Annotated in this window: 16 protein-coding genes; 6 read left to right on the top strand and 10 right to left on the bottom strand. The window is 76.7% G+C overall.

Translation table 11 applies throughout. The features are described 5' to 3' along the window. The first annotated feature begins 70 nt into the window (after window positions 1-70). Entirely contained in the window at window positions 71-901 is an 831-nt protein-coding gene (locus tag KPL57_RS43485; protein WP_226356219.1) for a ParA family protein, read from the top strand. A 96-nt stretch (window positions 902-997) separates the two neighbouring features. On the opposite strand, the gene KPL57_RS43480 is transcribed toward KPL57_RS43485, so the two are convergent. Together KPL57_RS43480 and KPL57_RS43475 are read right to left on the bottom strand one after the other, a co-directional pair. Beyond that, the gene (locus KPL57_RS43480) at window positions 998-1831 is read right to left on the bottom strand and encodes an SAV_6107 family HEPN domain-containing protein (protein WP_226356218.1); all 834 of its coding nucleotides are present in this window, start codon (window positions 1829-1831) and stop codon (window positions 998-1000) included. Between the two features lie 42 nt (window positions 1832-1873). Next, window positions 1874-2194: a hypothetical protein gene (locus KPL57_RS43475; RefSeq protein WP_051050348.1), complete on the bottom strand. Its 321-nt coding sequence runs from the start codon at window positions 2192-2194 to the stop codon at window positions 1874-1876. A gap of 326 nt (window positions 2195-2520) precedes the next feature. On the opposite strand from KPL57_RS43475, the gene KPL57_RS43470 reads away from it, so the two are divergent. Together KPL57_RS43470 and KPL57_RS43465 are read left to right on the top strand one after the other, a co-directional pair. After that, window positions 2521-3132 carry a GNAT family N-acetyltransferase gene (locus KPL57_RS43470; RefSeq protein ID WP_073574082.1) on the top strand — a complete coding sequence of 204 codons (612 nt, stop codon included), beginning with the start codon at window positions 2521-2523 and terminating at the stop codon, window positions 3130-3132. A gap of 37 nt (window positions 3133-3169) precedes the next feature. Next, window positions 3170-3850 (top strand): DUF3153 domain-containing protein, encoded by a 681-nt coding sequence (locus KPL57_RS43465; protein WP_226356217.1) that lies wholly within the window; start codon window positions 3170-3172, stop codon window positions 3848-3850. Between the two features lie 39 nt (window positions 3851-3889). Here KPL57_RS43465 and KPL57_RS43460 read toward each other — a convergent pair whose 3' ends face one another. The 4 genes from KPL57_RS43460 to KPL57_RS43445 all read right to left on the bottom strand — a co-directional run bounded on the left by KPL57_RS43460 (window position 3890) and on the right by KPL57_RS43445 (window position 7511). Next, window positions 3890-4879 carry an NADPH:quinone reductase gene (locus tag KPL57_RS43460; RefSeq protein WP_226356216.1) on the bottom strand — a complete coding sequence of 330 codons (990 nt, stop codon included), beginning with the start codon at window positions 4877-4879 and terminating at the stop codon, window positions 3890-3892. Between the two features lie 56 nt (window positions 4880-4935). After that, on the bottom strand, window positions 4936-5556 hold the full coding sequence (locus KPL57_RS43455; protein WP_226356215.1) for a DedA family protein: 621 nt from the start codon (window positions 5554-5556) through the stop codon (window positions 4936-4938). A gap of 78 nt (window positions 5557-5634) precedes the next feature. Beyond that, window positions 5635-6873: an LCP family protein gene (locus KPL57_RS43450; protein WP_226356214.1), complete on the bottom strand. Its 1239-nt coding sequence runs from the start codon at window positions 6871-6873 to the stop codon at window positions 5635-5637. Between the two features lie 287 nt (window positions 6874-7160). Continuing rightward, a complete protein-coding gene (locus KPL57_RS43445) occupies window positions 7161-7511 on the bottom strand; it encodes a helix-turn-helix transcriptional regulator (protein WP_226356213.1) in 351 nt (116 codons plus the stop codon). Window positions 7512-7597: 86 nt separating this feature from the next. Between KPL57_RS43445 and mgtA the strand changes: the two genes are divergently transcribed. Both mgtA and tatA read left to right on the top strand, forming a co-directional pair. Then, window positions 7598-10333: a magnesium-translocating P-type ATPase gene (gene mgtA / locus KPL57_RS43440; RefSeq protein WP_226356212.1), complete on the top strand. Its 2736-nt coding sequence runs from the start codon at window positions 7598-7600 to the stop codon at window positions 10331-10333. Then, window positions 10330-10578: a Sec-independent protein translocase subunit TatA gene (tatA, locus tag KPL57_RS70750; RefSeq protein ID WP_226356211.1), complete on the top strand. Its 249-nt coding sequence runs from the start codon at window positions 10330-10332 to the stop codon at window positions 10576-10578. Before mgtA ends, tatA begins: the two co-directional genes overlap by 4 nt. Window positions 10579-10623: 45 nt before the next feature. On the opposite strand, the gene KPL57_RS43430 is transcribed toward tatA, so the two are convergent. The 3 genes from KPL57_RS43430 to KPL57_RS43420 form a co-directional block, all read right to left on the bottom strand. Then, entirely contained in the window at window positions 10624-11268 is a 645-nt protein-coding gene (locus KPL57_RS43430) for a vitamin K epoxide reductase family protein (RefSeq protein WP_374203843.1), read from the bottom strand. After that, complete coding sequence (locus KPL57_RS43425) at window positions 11265-11912, bottom strand: thioredoxin domain-containing protein (protein ID WP_062402120.1); 648 nt, start codon at window positions 11910-11912, stop codon at window positions 11265-11267. The genes KPL57_RS43430 and KPL57_RS43425 overlap by 4 nt, the downstream gene beginning before the upstream one ends. 82 nt (window positions 11913-11994) lie before the next feature. Continuing rightward, complete coding sequence (locus KPL57_RS43420) at window positions 11995-12324, bottom strand: hypothetical protein (protein WP_226356210.1); 330 nt, start codon at window positions 12322-12324, stop codon at window positions 11995-11997. Window positions 12325-12490: 166 nt separating this feature from the next. On the opposite strand from KPL57_RS43420, the gene KPL57_RS43415 reads away from it, so the two are divergent. Next, complete coding sequence (locus KPL57_RS43415) at window positions 12491-12976, top strand: cupin domain-containing protein (RefSeq protein ID WP_178375298.1); 486 nt, start codon at window positions 12491-12493, stop codon at window positions 12974-12976. On the opposite strand, the gene KPL57_RS43410 is transcribed toward KPL57_RS43415, so the two are convergent. Beyond that, window positions 12948-13601 (bottom strand): TetR/AcrR family transcriptional regulator C-terminal domain-containing protein, encoded by a 654-nt coding sequence (locus KPL57_RS43410; RefSeq protein ID WP_226356209.1) that lies wholly within the window; start codon window positions 13599-13601, stop codon window positions 12948-12950. The genes KPL57_RS43415 and KPL57_RS43410 overlap by 29 nt on opposite strands. Window positions 13602-13648: the final 47 nt, after the last annotated feature.

Here is a 13648-nt window from a genome sequence, read left to right as displayed (position 1 = left end):
CGACCGGGCGCCCGACGATCACCTGCACTCCGCTCGGCGACCGTGCCGGACCGCACGGTAGGTTGGGTGGGTGCAGGTCGTCGCCACGCTCAGTCTCAAGGGTGGCGTCGGCAAGACCACGGTCGCACTGGGTCTGGCCGGCGCGGCGCAGCGGCACGGCGTCTCCACCCTCGTGGTGGATCTCGACCCGCAGGCCAACGCCACCACCGCGCTCGACCCGGAGCCCACCACGGCGACCGTCGCCGACGTGCTGGACGAGCCGCGCCGCGCGGTCGTCGAGCGGGCCATCGCACCGTCGGCGTGGGGCGAGGGCCTCGACGTGCTGGTCGGCGCGGAGCAGACCGAGCGGCACAACCACCCCGACCCGGGGGCGGCGCAGCTGTACCGGCTGGACCGCGCCCTGCAGCGGCTGGCCGGCGAGCTGATCACCGACGACTCCGGCGGCTCCGAACACACCGAGGAGCGCTACCGGCTGGTGATCGTGGACTGCCCGCCGTCGCTGGGGCAGCTGACCCGCAGCGCGCTGTCCGCCGCGGACCGGGCGATCCTGGTGACCGACCCGACGATGTTCTCGGTGTCCGGCGTGCAGCGCGCGTTCGACGCGGTCCAGACCGAGCGCGAGCGGTCCAACGACCGCCTGCAGCCGCTGGGCGTGCTGGTCAACCGGGTGCGCCCGCGCAACACCGAGCACGAGTTCCGGATCTCGGAGCTGCGCGAGCTGTTCGGCCCCCTGGTGTTCAACAGCGTCCTGCCCGACCGCTCGGCGGTCCAGCAGGCCCAGGGAGCCTGCCTGCCGATCCAGGCCTGGGACACCCCGGGCGCCCGGGAGATCTCCGCGGTGTTCACCGCGCTGCTGGGCCGGGTGCTGCGCAGCGCCTCGCGCCCGGCCGCCTCGGCCTGACCAGGCCCCCTCCCGGTCCGTTCCCCGCTCGCTCCCGCTCTCCTCCCGTCCGCCGATCCGCTCCCCCGGTGCGGCGCGCCGCCCGGCGGACGGACCTCACCGGGGCAGCAGCAGCTGCACCCGGGTCACGAACTGCTCGGCCTGGCGCAGCAGGTCGTCGGCGGCGCGCCGGTCGACGTGCCGCGCGATCCCGGCCTCGGCCTCGATCCGCAGCCGCGAGCACCCGGCGAAGAACGCCGCCCACTCCTCCAGCTCCGGAGCGACCTCGGCGAGGAGCCGCCAGACGTCGCGCGGGGCGCCCCGGCGGGTCCGGGGCCGGGCCCGCATCGCCAGCACCGCCGCCCCGGCACGCAAGGCGGCGAGGTAGGCGGCCGGGTAGCGACGCAGCGGCTCGGTCTCCCGGTGCGCCTCGGCGAGCTGCTCGGCGGCCTGGCGCAGCAGCCCGAGCGCGTCCCGCGACGGCGGGGCGGGCGCGGGCGACCGGAGGGGCGCCGGCCCGGCAGGCCGTGCGGTCTCCGCGGCCGGCCGGGCAGCACCCCCGTCCGACCGGACCGCGCCCCCGGACGGCCGAGCCGCGCCCCCGCCCGCCGGCACGGATGCGCCCGGCAGGGGGATCATCTGCCCCGACCGGCCGGCGGCACCGGTCTCCCCGGCCCGACCCGGCCGGCCGGTGCACCCGGTCCCGGCCGGGTCCGCACCGGTCCGGCCGCTCCCCCGCCGGGACGGCGCCGACCCGGCGGCGGACCCCGTACGGTCGGCGGCGCCCCGTCCCGCGCCCCGGGCCGCGCCGCAGTCCAGCGGCCACAACCCGTCGGCGACGGGCCGCACCCGTCCGGACGGCCGCTCCGGCCGCGCGGCGCCCACCGGGGCGTCGCCCGGCCGTCGCGCCCCGGCGGACCGCGGCGACGGCAGCGCCAGGTCCAGTTCCATCGTCCTGCTCCGCACGCGCACCTCCCGCATCTCCCGCACCTCTCAGTCGACCTTCACCAGGTCCCACACGCCCGGACCGGACCGCATCCGCAGCACCACCTCACGCGGCGGCTCCTGCGGGTCCTGCACCGACCGGGCGAGCACCCGCCAGCAGCTCAGCCGGTCCCCGCCCACCGGCATCGGCGACGGGAACGGCCACGGGGACTCCTCGATCCACTGGTCTCGAACCCCGGTGACCAGGAAATGTTCTCCGCGGCGCGACGGACGCCGCGAGAACTCGACCGGCTCACCGTTCTGCCAGCGCACGTCGATCGCCGCCGGCTGGCGGGACCGGAACAAACGCGAGAAGCCGCCCACTGGCATCACCACGCCCTCCACCCGGTGGCCGGGCCTCGGTTCCCACCACCGGAATCGGTCTCCGGGACGCCCGGCGACGGGGTGCTTCCCCCACTCCGCCCACCGGACGCCCCGGCGTCGAACGCGCGTTCGACATACGCCAGTAGAACGCGTGTTCGATCGCCGCGTCAAGTCGGGTGGCCGGGTGGCACCACTCACCCACCGGCACCGTGGCGGGGTGCCCGGTCCGGACCCGCCGGGACCGGCCGGGCGTGGTGTGATGGGGACATGTACCCGGATACCGACCCCGCCCCGGCGCGGGCGTGCGGTCCCCACCGGGGCCGGTGCTCGCGGTGACCGCCGCACCGTCGCGTGCACGCCTGGTCGGCCTCGGCCGCAGCGAGTTCGCCGACCGGCTGGGCGAGGCGATCGACGTCTACGTCACCGCGATGGGCTACCCGCGGTCGACCGCACGCCAGCGCCGCTCGCTGTGGCTCGAGCACTCCTACCGGCCGGGCTGGCGCTCGGTCGGCTGGCTCGACGAGCAGGACCGGCTCACCGGCATCGGCTACGGCTACTGGGGCGGCCCCGGGCAGTGGTGGTTCGAGGAGGTCCGCCGCGGGCTGCGCGCCCGCCGCGGGGAGCCCGGCGCCGTGAGCGCCGACTGGCTGACCGACTACTTCGAGCTGACCGAGCTGCACGTCCACCCGCAGGCCCAGGGCTCGGGCATCGGCGAGTCGCTGCTGCGGGCGCTGGCCCGCGACGCCGCCCGGGCCCGGATGCTGCTGTCCACCCCCGAGTACGGCCGCGCCACGCCCGGCCGGGCGTGGCGGCTCTACCGTCGTGCCGGGTTCGTCGACGTGCTGCGCGAGCACCTGTTCACCGGGGACCCGCGCCCGTTCGCCGTGCTCGGGCGCGAGCTGCCGCTGCTTCCCACGGATCACCCGACACACGCCCCCGAGTGACGCCGGGACCGTCGTACCCGGGTGGCACGATGACGCCATGCCGCCGCACCGCACCGCGCCACCCGCACGCCGTCGATCCCGGACGCGTGCGCTCGTGCTGCTCGCGGTGCTGGCCCTCCTCGCGCTGACCGGCTGCACCCGGGTCCAGGTGGCCCTCGCCGTGCAGCCGGACGACACCGTCGACGGCACGATCGTCGTCGCGACGCCCGAGGGCGCACCGGACGGCCGCGGCCCGCAGCTGGAGGTCCCGGCCGACCTCGCGGGCGAGGTCGAGCTGTCGCCGTACGACCAGGACGGCTTCGTCGGCACCCGTGCGGCCTTCGAGAACCTGACCTTCGCCCAGATCTCGCAGCTGAACCTGCTCGGCGGGAACGCGTCGGGACGGGCGAACCTGGAGCTGCGCCGGGTCGGGGAGCGGATCGCCGTGCAGGGCCGGGCCGACCTGACCACGATGCCGGTGGACCGGGCCGACGTGCGGCTCGCGATGAGCTTCCCCGGCGAGGTCGTCGAGTCCGACGGCGAGACCGACGGCGGCACCGTCACCTGGGAGTTCGTCCCCGGCGAGGTCTCGCAGATCAACGCCTCGGTGATCTCGACCGATCCGAACGCGCCGTCGATCCTGGGCTGGTCGCTGCTACTGGCCGGGCTCGTCGTCGTCGCGGCGGGGGCCGCCGTGCTGCTGGCCCGGCGCGACCGGAACCCGCCGATCCGGCGCTGAGGGCGCGCCGGACCGGCGGGGGTGGCCGACCGGAACCGGTCAGAGGTCGACCACGACCTTGCCCGTCGTCCCCGCCTCGACGGCCTCGTGTGCGGCGACGACGTCGTCGATCCCGAACCGGGTGACCGGCAGCGGGGTCAGCGCTCCGTGCGCAGCCGCGACGCCCAGCCCGCGGGCCGCGTCGGCCAGCACCGGGCGGGGCACGGTGTAGAGCAGCGCGAACCGCAGAACCGCGTTCGCCCCCATCAGCGCGCGGACCGGGATCGACGGGTCCTGCGGGGTGGCCGCGTAGGAGACGACCGCGCCCCCGTTGCGCAGCACCGCGAGGTCCTGGGCCAGGTTCTGGGCGAGCGAGACCTCGACGATCCGGTCGACCGGTCCGGCGGCGTCGAGGATCGCGGCGCCGGGGTCGTCGTCGCGGTAGTTCACGACGTGGTGCGCGCCGGCGGCCCGGGCCAGCTCGGCCTTCTCCGGACCGGACACGGTGGTCACCACGGTCGCCCCGGCCCAGCGGGCGAGCTGGATGCCGTAGTGCCCGACCGCGCCCGCACCGCCGGTGACCAGCACCGTCCGTCCGGCGACGGGGCCGTCGGCGAACAGGCAGTGGTAGGCGGTCATCGCCGGGACGCCCAGGCAGGCGCCGAGGTCGTCCGGGGCGCCGTCGGGCAGCACGGTGGCCTGCTCGGCCGGCAGCACCGTGTACTGCGCGCAGGTGCCCCACTCGGCGAGCGCGGCGCCGCCGTCGCCGCCCGGCGACGCGAGCCAGGTCCAGACCCGCTGCCCGACCCGCGACGGGTCGACCCCCTCCCCCACGGCGTCGATCTCGCCGACGCCGTCCTGGTGCGGGACGCGGACGCCGTCGAAGGGCCGTGACGTGGTGCCGTCGCGGGTCTTGGTGTCGGTCGGGTTGACCGCCGAGGTGCGGACACGGACCCGGACCTGGCCCGGACCGGGCTCCGGGGTGTCGATCTCACCGACGGTCAGGACGTCGCGGGCGGCGCCCTCACGGGAGTAGCTCACTGCCTTCACCCCGGCCATCCTGCCGTCGCCGGTCCGGGCCCGCACCCGGTGCGGGACGACCGGAATCAGGCGGCGTCGCGGCGCTCCTCGGGCAGGGCGGCGACGGTCTCGCGGGCGGCGGCCCGGCGGGCCTCGGCGCGACGACGCCGCACCCGCCACCCGACGACGCCGGCGACGACCACGACCGCCAGGACCACCCAGCCGGCGATCCCGAAGGCCTTCTCGAACTGCTCGGCGGCCTCGCGCAGCAGGAACCCGGCGGTCACGTGCACGGCCGACCAGACCGTCGCCCCGACGACGACGGCGGGCAGGAACCGCCGCAGCGGCAGCCCGGACGCCCCCGCCGCGGCCGGGGTCATCGTGCGCACCACCGGCAGGAACCGGGCGCCGAGCACCGCCCACGGACCCCAGCGGCGCAGGGTGCGGGCGGCGTCGTCCCAGGCGTCGCGGCCCATCCGGCCGATGATCCGCGACTCGCGCAGCCGCGGGCCGAAACGGCGGCCGATCGCGTAGCCGATCGAGTCGCCGCAGGCGGCGGCGACCGCGACCACCCCGGTGACCAGCACCGCGGCCGGGACGTCCGGGACGGCCATCGCGGCGGCGATGAGCACGGTCTCACCGGGCAGGACCAGCCCGACGCCGATCGTGGTCTCGCCGAGGGTGACCAGCCCCGCGACGAGCACCACCACCCACAACGGGACGGAGGTCAGGAAGTCGATGATCTCGGTGATGGGAGGCTCCTCGGCCGGGGTGACGGGGCCGCGTCAGTCGACGCAGGGCACCCCGTCGGCGGTCAGCTCGGGCTGGGGGTCGGCATCCGGGGTCGGGTCACCCCGGGGCGCCGCGGCCCGTCCGGTCCCGCTGTCCGTCGTGGCCGGGGCCGGTCTCGCCGGCGCGGCGGAGCCCGCGTCGTCGCCGTCCCCGGGATCGGCCGGTGCCCCGGGCGCGGTCAGCCCGGCGAAGAACGCCGTGACCTGCGCCGGGTCGACCTTCACCGCGACGCCCTCGCTGCCGGTCCGGTAGTCGGCCCGGCCGGTGGGGATGGTGCGGAAGGTGACCCGGTCACCGCGCAGCTGCGCGGCGTGGGCGAGCAGCGAGGTGAGGTCCCAGCCCTGGTCGAGCACGACCGCACCGTTGACCGCCTGCATCAGGTCGGCGACGGCCGTCGGGTCGGTGAGGGTGCCCGCCGAGAGGAGCCGGTGGGTCAGCCCCGCGAGGAACGCCTGCTGGCGGCGGACCCGGTCGAGGTCCCCCTCGGGCAGGCCGTGCCGCTGACGGACGAACTGCAGGGCCTGGGCGCCCTGCACGGTCTGCGGGCCCGCGGCGAAGTCGGCGCCGGAGTAGCTGTCGCGCACCGGGGCCTTGAGGCACACCGGGACGCCCCCGAGCGCGCGGGTGATCTCGGCGAACCCGTCCAGGTTGACCTGGGCGTAGTGGTCGATCGAGACGCCGGTGAGCTCCTCGACGGTGCGCACGAGCAGCCTGCTGCCCGCGGCGTTGGCCTCCCGCTCCAGGTCCGGCCCGCTCAGCCCCTGCCGGATCAGGTCCGGCCGGGCGATCGCCGCACCGCGCGCCAGCGCAGAGTTGATCTTGTGTTTGCCGAGGCCGGGGACGTCGACCCAGGAGTCGCGCGGGATCGACACCGCGGACGCGCCGAGGTCGGGGTCGTCCGGGATGCGGACCAGCATCAGGGTGTCGGTGTTGTCCTGGCCGTCGGCGTCGCCCGCGTCCAGGGCGTCGAGGACCTCGCGGGGCAGCGGGTTGCCGCGGGCGTCGACCCGGGAGTCGCTGCCGACCAGCAGGATGTCGGTCGCGCCGTCGGCGACGTGCGGTCCGGTGACGTCCGCGGTGGTCAGACCACTGGTGCCGCCGACCATCGCCCAGCCGGCGCCGGTGGCGAGGAAGACCGCGACCGACAGTGCCGCGACGAGGCCGCGGACGCGGTGCCGCCGCGGGGCGGGGGCGCGCTGCTCGGCGCGCGGCCAGGGGGCGACCGGGCGCATCGGGGTGGTGGGGCGGGCGCCGGGGTCGGCGGGCCGGGACCGCGGGCCGGCCGACGCGGGGCGGTCGGCGGGCCGGCCCGACGGAGCACCGGGGACCGCGCGCGGGGGACGGGGACCGGCGGGGGCGCCGGAGCGGGGCCAGGCGCCCGGCGACCGGGTGTCCCGCGGCGCGGCACCCCGGGTCCCGGTCCGCGGCGCGCCCGGAGCCGGCGGGACGCCGGGGACGCGGGGTGCGCCGGTCCGGCCGGGACGCGGACGGTCGGGGGGCACCGGACCCGGCGGCGGCGTCACGCGATCCCCCGCCCGCGGACGGCGTCCGGCTCACGCCTGCGGTCCTGCGCGGCCACGACGGTCCGGACCACCTCGACCATGCCGGCGTCGGCGATGACGTAGATCTGGTGGCGGCCCTCGCGGCGGGCGCGGACCAGCCCGGCGAGCTTGAGCTTCGCCAGGTGCTGGCTCACCGTCGCCACCGGCTGGCCGAGGGTCGTCGCGAGGGTGCCGACGTCGCGCGGGCCGTCGGCGAGCAGCCAGACGATCTGCAGCCGCGAGGTCGCGGCGAGCATCCCGAACGCCGCGGCCGCGTCGGCCAGCAGCTCGGGGTCGAGGGGCTGCGGGCCCTCGGGGGCGGTCTCCACCGGGCCTCCAGACAGTTGCGTCACTTACGCAACTGTTACCGTACCGGGCGGCGCCGGACGCGGTGCCGGGGACCGGAGGGGCACCGTTGGACCGGACGATCGGGCGCGACGGTGCCGCGGCGCGACCGCCGCCCCCGCCCGCCGGTCCGCCCGCCACGCCCGGCGAGCCCGCACTGCGGCACTGGGCGGGCGCCGACGCGTTCGCGCTGCTCCGGGGCCTGGAGTCCTCGCGCCGCGGACTGTGCGAGGACACCGCCGCACTGCGCCTGCACGCCCACGGCGACAACGCCACCGACGCCGTCCGGCGCCCGGGCGCGGCCGTGTGGGCCCGCCGCGCGCTCGCCGGCCCGTTCTCCGGCCTGATGACCGTGCTCGGGGTGCTGCTCGCCGTCGCGGGCAGTCCCGGCAGCGCGACGCTGGTGCTCGTCGTCGCCGCGCTCGGCGTGGGGCTGCGCCTGTGGCACGCCGCCCGCAGCGACCGGCTGTCGCGGGAGCTGCGCGCGCACGCTGCGACCACCGTGACGGTCCGCCGCCGCCCGGCCCCCGGGACCGCACCGCGGGACAGCGAGGTGCCGCCGGAGGACCTGGTGCCCGGCGACGTCGTGCTGCTCGGCGCGGGCGACCCCGTCCCGGCCGACGCGCGGCTGCTGCACGCCCGGGACCTGCTGGTCGACCAGTCGTCGCTGTCCGGGGAGCTGCTGCCGGTGGCGAAGGCGCCGCCGTCGTCGCGGGAGCCGCGCCCGGCGCCGCGGCGACGGCCGTCGCGGGCCGGGACCGACGACGGCCCGGTCACCGCACACCCGGCGCTGCTGTTCGCCGGGAGCACCGTGGTGCGCGGCACCGCGACGGCGGTCGTGCTGGCCACCGGGGCGCACACCCACACCGAGGAGCTGGCCGGGCGCGGTCGCTGTCCCCGTCCGGAGTCCGAGGTGGACCGGGGACTGCGGTCGGTGCGCCGGGCGCTGGTGCGCTGCATGCTGCTCGCGGCGCCGCTGGTGCTGCTGGTGAACGTCGAGGTGTCCGGCGACGTGCGGCAGGCGCTGCTGTTCGCCGTCGTCGTGACGGTCGGGCTGGCCCCGGAGCTGCTGCCGCTGATCGTCGGGACCACGCTGCTGCGCGGCACGGCCCGGCTGCGCGAGTCCGGGGTGCTGGTGACCCGCCCGGAGGCCATCCACGACCTCGGCTCGATCGACGTCGCCTGCCTGGACAAGACCGGCACGCTCACCGAGGACCGGGTGGTGTTCACCCACTCCGTCGACGTCGACGGCCGTCCCGACCACGCCCCGGCCGACGCGGCCGCGGTCGCGGTGCGCTTCCAGACCACCCCGCGCGACGGCCTCGACGACGCCGTGTCCGCCGCCGACCGGGACGGGTCGGCGCTGCTGGCCCACGGCCTGCTCACCCGGGTCGAGGAGCTGCCGTTCGACCACACCCGGCGGCGCTCGGCGATGGTGCTGCGCGACGCCCACGACCCCGGTGAGCTGGTGATCGTGCGGGGCGACCCGGACACCGTGCTCCCCCGCTGCACCCGGGTGGCCCGCGACGGCGGGCCCGTGGAGCTGACCGCGTCGCTGCGGGCCGCGGCCGCCGACGCCGCGGCCGGGCACCGCGCGACCGGGCTGCGGGTCGTCGCCGTCGCCACCCGCCGGACACCGCTGCTGCGCCCGCTCGGTGCCGGTGACGACGACGACCCCGAGCGCGACCTGCTGCTGCTGGGCTTCGTCGGGATGGTCGACCCGGTGCGGGAGTCCGCGGCCCGCGCGGTGGAGCGCTTCGCCGAGCAGGGCGTCGCGGTGAAGGTCCTGACCGGCGACGACACCGCCGTCGCCGAGCAGGTGTGCGCGCGGGCCGGGATCGCCGTCACCGGGGTGCTCGACGGCGCCGCGCTCGACGCGCTCAACGACGTCGCGCTGGCCCGCGCGGTGCAGCGCACCACCCTGTTCACCCGGCTCGGGCCGCTGCAGAAGGAGCGGGTCGTCGCCGCGCTGCAGGCCCGCGGGCACACCGTCGGGTTCCTCGGCGACGGCCTCAACGACGTCGGCGCGCTGCGGATCGCCGACGTCGGGATCGGCGTCGACGGGGCGGTGCCCGCCGCCCGGGCGGCCGCGGACATCGTGCTGGCCGACCGCAGCCCCGACGTCGTCGTCTCCGCGGTCGAGGAGGGCAGGCGGACCCTGGGCCGCGCCACCCGCTACCTGACCGTGACCGCGGCGCTGAACGTCGGCAACGCCCTGTCGGTGCTGGTCGCCTCGGCGGTGCTGCCGTTCCTGCCGCTGCTGCCCGCGCAGCTGCTGCTGCAGGGCGTGCTGTTCGGGGTGGCCGCGCTGTCGCTGTCGTTCGACCGGGTCGAGCCGGGCTGGACGGCGCGGCCCCGGCGCTGGGACACCCGCGGGATGCTGTGGTTCATGGCAGTCCTCGGGCCGCTGGCCTCGGCGTTCGACCTGGTCACGTTCTGGGCGGTGTGGCGCTTCCTGGGCCTGGACACCCCGCAGGAGCAGGCGGTGTTCCAGGCCGTCTGGTTCATGGAGGGGGTGCTGTCCCAGGTCCTGGTGCTGCTCCTGCTGCGGACCCGGGCCGGGCGCGCCGCGCGGCCGGTGGTGGCGACGGTGACGGCCGTGGTCCTGGCCGGGCTGGCGGTGCCGTTCACCCCGCTCGCCCCCCTGTTCGGGATGGCGGCGCCACCGCCCGCGGTGTGGCCGCTGCTGGCGGCCGTCGTGCTGCCGTTCCTGTTGTGTGTGGCCGCGACGCGGCCGCTGTACCTGCGTCACGTGCTGGGGATCCGCGCCGCGGATCCCCAGCAGGAGAAGGAGAGGATCCGATGACCCCACCCGGACCGACCCAGCTGCTCGTCGTCCTGCTGGTCGTCGTGCTGCTGTTCGGCGCGAAGAAGCTGCCCGACCTGGCCCGCTCGGTGGGCCGGTCCACCCGCATCCTGAAGTCCGAGCTGAGCGAGACCCGCGACGACGGCGCGGCCCGCTCCGAGGACCGGGCCCTCGAGGAGCGGCCCGCCGGGGAGCCGGCGGCCCGGGAGCGGGTCGCGGAGGAACGGACCACCGGCGAGCGCTGACCGTCGCGGGGCCGGGGACGCACGTCCCCGGCCCCGCGGGCCGGTTCAGAGCAGCGAGGACCAGTAGGTCCAGAAACGCTGCAGGATCAGCCCGACGACCACCAGGAACCACAGCACCACCGGCACCGCGTGGTAGCCGGCGATCCGGGCGTACAGCGCACGCGCGCCGCCGCCGAGGGCGTCCAGGGTCGCGAGCAGCGTGTACCAGAAGATCGGGATCGTCACGGCCCACACGACCATGCAGTACGGGCAGAGCGCGCCGATCCGGTACAGGCTCTGGACGATCAGGTAGTGCACGAAGACGACGCCGAGCGCGGACCCGGCCGTCAGCCCCACCCACCACCAGCGCGGGAAGCGGGCCCCGGCCAGCAGGGCCGCACCCGTCGTCACCACGACGGCGAACGCGCCGATCCCGAGCAGCGGGTTCGGGAAACCGAAGAACGCCGCCTGCGGGGTCGTCATGACCGACCCGCAGGACAGCACCGGGTTGATGCTGCACGACGGCGTGTAGGCCGGGTCGATCAGCAGCTCGATGCGCTCGACGGTCAGCGTGAACGCCGAGACCAGCCCCAGCACGCCGCCGACGACGAGCAGCCACGGCAGGAACCGCGGCACCGGCCCCGGCACGGCCGGGGCGCCGGTGGTGACGCGGGAGAACTCCTCGGTCCGCGCCGCGGAGGGGACGCTCACCGGTTCACCGCGGCGTCGAGGGCGTCGGTGATGTCCTGCACCGAGCGGAGCTGCACCTTCTCACCGTTGACGAAGATCGTCGGGGTGCCCTCGACGCCGGCGGCGAGCCCGGCGTCCTTGTCGGCCTGGATCTTCGCGGCGGTCGCCGGGTCGGCGACCGCGGCGTCGTAGGCGTTCAGGTCGAGGCCGAGGTCCTGGGCGTAGCCGCGGAACACCGTCGCCGCGTCCGGGGACTCGGACCAGTCGCGCTGGGTCTGGAACAGGCGCTCGTACATCGGGTGGAACGCGCCCTGGGCGCGGGCGGCCTCACCGGCGAGCGCGGCGGCCTCGGCGTTCTGGTGCATCGGCAGCGGGAAGTTGCGGAACACGAACTGCACGCGGTCGCCGTACTGCTGCACCAGCTGGTCCATGATCGGCTGGACCTGCCCGCAGGCGGGGCACTGGAAGTCGGCGAACTCGACCAGGGTGGCCGAGGCGTTCGGGGCGTCGTTGAGGCGGGCGGCGTCGGCGGTGACGAGGCTGTCGGGCGCACCGGCGGCGGCGCCGGTCTCCGGGGTGCCGGGTCGTGTCGCGAACAGCAGCGCGGCCACGATCAGCGCGAACGCGCCGACGACGGCCAGGGAGATCTTGACGTTGCGGGTCATCGGGAGTCTTCCTCCACGGGGCCCGGCGCGGTGGCCGGGTCGGAACGGGTGCGGGGACGCGGTGGCGGGGTGACCGCACGCCTCAGTTGCGGTCCACGCAGAGGTGCTCCACCGGCGACGGCGCGCACAGCGTCCGTTCCGGTGCGGCGGGCGGCGCGGTGCCGGTGTGCCCGGCCGCCAGGACGGCGACCACGGCGACCGGCAGCAGCGACGGGACGGGCACGTCGTCGTCGCGGCGGGGGGCCTGCTCGCAGTCCCCCGCGTGCATCAGCGTGAGCGGGTGCTGCGAGCAGTCCGAGCCGACGACGACCGCCGGGGTGGCGCCGTGGGCGCCCGGGGCGGTCGCGACGGCGGGGCCCGCGCAGAGCACCAGGGCCAGGACCAGCAACGTCAGCGGGGCGAGGATGCGCACGTGCCTCACCCCACCTCTCCGCTCCGACCACGGCCGGACGCCTCCGGCAGTGCCCACGACGATACCGAGGGGCCCTCGCCGGCCCGGTGCTCCCCCACGGCCCCGCGCGGGTGGTGACCGGCCGCCGCGCCGGGACACCCGGTCGCCGGGCCGCTACGTTCGGTGCGTGAGCTTCCCCGAGCCCGGCGCGGTGTGGCGCCCCGCCGCGACCACCGAACGCGCCGTGACCTCCCCGACCGGCTCGTGGACCCGGTTCGCCGCACCCGGCGCGGAGGTCGGTGGCGGGTTCGGGCTGTTCGAGTCGTGGATCCCGGCGGACTCCCCCGGCGCGCTGCCGCACCTGCACACCGGGTTCACCGAGAGCTTCTACGTCCTCGACGGCGCGCTGCGGGTCATGACCGGCGACACCTGGACCGAGGCCGGACCGGGCGACCTGGTGCACGTCCCGCACCGGGGGGTGCACGCGTTCCGCACCGGCCCGGACAGCGACGCGCGGTTCCTCATCCTGTTCGTGCCCGGCGCACCGCGGGAGCGCTACTTCCGGGGGCTGGCGGAGTTCGCGGCGCGGGCGACGCCGCCGTCGGCGGAGGAGGTCGACGCGTTCGCGCTGACCTGCGACCAGGTCAACCTGCGCGACCACCCCGGCTTCTGAGGGTGCCGACGGCGTCGAGCACCAGGTCCAGGCCGACGTCGAACTCGTCGCCGAAGTCGTAGTCCGGTCCGATCCGCTCCGCGGCGAACCGCGCGAGGTGCGGGTAGGCGCCCTCGGCGACCCTGTCGAGGATCTGCCGGGCGCCGTCGGCCAGGGCGTCGCCGGCGAACGGGATCGCGGCCTCTTGCAGGGCGAACCCGTACACGAACGCGTCGACCAGCGCGAACGCGTGCCCTGCGGCACGGGTGTCGTAGCCGTCGCGCAACAGCGTGCCGAGCACGGCGTCGTGATGTGCGAGCGTCGCCGGGCCGGGGCGGCGACGGCTGTCCAGCAGGGGCGTGACCCAGGGGTGGCGGGCCAGCGCCGTCCGCGCCGATCGGCAGCGGCGGGTCAGCTCGGGCCGCCACGGCCGACCCGGCACCGGCGGGTCGATCTCGCCGAAGACCGTGTCGACGAGCCCGTCGAGGATCTCGTCCTTGTTCGCCACGTGGTGGTAGACGGCCATCGGTGCGCTGCCCAGCCGCCCGGCTACGGCGCGGATGGTGAGCGCCGCGATGCCGTCGGCGTCGGCGACCTCGGCCGCGGCGGCGAGCACCCGTTCCCTGCTGAGCTGTCGCCGCGTCACGTCGACTCCTTGTGCGTCTGTCCCGGTCTCCGTACCGTACAACGTAC

The sequence above is a fragment of the Pseudonocardia sp. ICBG601 genome (assembly GCF_020496245.1).
Note: the sequence above shows the minus strand (reverse complement) of the source record. Positions and strands in the feature narration are given on the sequence as shown.

Excerpts from the sequence above, each read along its gene's own strand:
- KPL57_RS43450 (WP_226356214.1), bottom strand. The coding sequence starts at position 6,873 with ATGCGCCCGGTCGCCCCCTGGCCGCGCGCCGAGCAGCGCGCCCCCGCC.
- KPL57_RS43425 (WP_062402120.1), bottom strand. The coding sequence starts at position 11,912 with ATGACCCGCAACGTCAAGATCTCCCTGGCCGTCGTCGGCGCGTTCGCG.
- KPL57_RS43475 (WP_051050348.1), bottom strand. The coding sequence starts at position 2,194 with ATGCCAGTGGGCGGCTTCTCGCGTTTGTTCCGGTCCCGCCAGCCGGCG.
- KPL57_RS43480 (WP_226356218.1), bottom strand. The coding sequence starts at position 1,831 with ATGGAACTGGACCTGGCGCTGCCGTCGCCGCGGTCCGCCGGGGCGCGA.
- tatA (WP_226356211.1), top strand. The coding sequence starts at position 10,330 with ATGACCCCACCCGGACCGACCCAGCTGCTCGTCGTCCTGCTGGTCGTC.
- KPL57_RS43465 (WP_226356217.1), top strand. The coding sequence starts at position 3,170 with ATGCCGCCGCACCGCACCGCGCCACCCGCACGCCGTCGATCCCGGACG.